We start from the raw sequence: 1,189 nt of genomic DNA on the forward strand, positions 1-1,189 counted from the left end.
CGACTGACTTAAACTGGCAAACGAACTGGGATGAGCCACAATATGGCTCTCCTGAAGCAAAGCGTGGTGGGACTTACCGCACTTTCATGTCGAGCTTTCCTCAGACTCTACGCAGTGTTGGTCCTGATGCAAACTCTGGTTTACGTTCTTTCATCTTGGATGAAACGCCAGGGGTGGTGGTTCGCCACCCAGATACGCTTGAATTCATCCCTGAGCTAGCCAATGAGTGGGCATTAGCGGGGGACAATAAAACGGTTTATTTCAAACTGAACCCACAAGCTAAATGGTCGGATGGCAAGCCAGTCACGGCAGACGATTTTGTTTTTATGCTTAAGTTTTACCGCTCGAAAGACATTTTAGAGCCTTGGTACAACGACTATTACAACAAAACGGTTGCTGATGTTATCAAATTTGACGATCACACCTTCGCCGTGAAGGCCGCGAAAGAGCTCAATCCAGAAGAGTTGTTGTTGAGAATGGGGGCGCTACGTCCTCGTCCTGCTCATTTCTATGCGAATCCGAAGAAAGACGAGAACGGTGACGGCATTCATGATGATTTTGTGCGCTACTACAACTTTAAAAGTGAACCAACCACCAGCGCTTATTACTTAGCCGACGTCAAAAAAGGTAAAAGCGTTACCTTTAAGCACGTAGGTGAGGACTGGTGGGGTTATACCAATAAGTACTACGAGAATCGCTATAACGTCGACAAAATTCGTATCACGGTTATCCGCGATAGTGATATTGCGATGAAGCACTTCGAAAAAGGTAAGTTGGACGCATTTGGATTAGTTTTGCCAAGTCTATGGCATGACAAATCCAATACTGCCCCTTATCAAAAGGGTTATATTGAGAAGTTCTGGGGTTACAACCAATATCCAGTTGGTGCTGGTGGCGTGTGGATAAACACGGCCATGCCTCTACTTGATGACTTAAACATTCGCAAAGGGATTACTTACGCGACAGATTTCGACGGCATGATCGAGAATGTTATGCGTGGAGACTACAGTCGTAAACCCAACCCAACGGGCTTTGGGCATGGTAAGTACACGTTACCAGATGTGAAAGCGCCAAAGTTTGAACCAGAAAAAGCGGCGGCAGCGTTTGAAGCTGCGGGCTTCGATAAGATTGGTTCCGATGGTATTCGCGTGAATGATAAAGGTCAGCGTTTGAGCTTTGAATTGACGTA

1 protein-coding gene is annotated in these 1,189 nt (G+C 46.2%); it reads left to right on the forward strand.

Going from position 1 to position 1,189, the window contains the following annotated elements; translation table 11 throughout:
• The coding region (locus R7Q38_RS24015) for an ABC transporter substrate-binding protein (protein WP_318114567.1) at positions 1-1,189 on the forward strand (1,189 nt) is incomplete at both ends.

Origin of the sequence: Vibrio sp. Vb0598 (genome assembly GCF_033338935.1) — a bacterium.
Taxonomy (GTDB): Bacteria; Pseudomonadota; Gammaproteobacteria; order Enterobacterales; family Vibrionaceae; genus Vibrio; species Vibrio alginolyticus.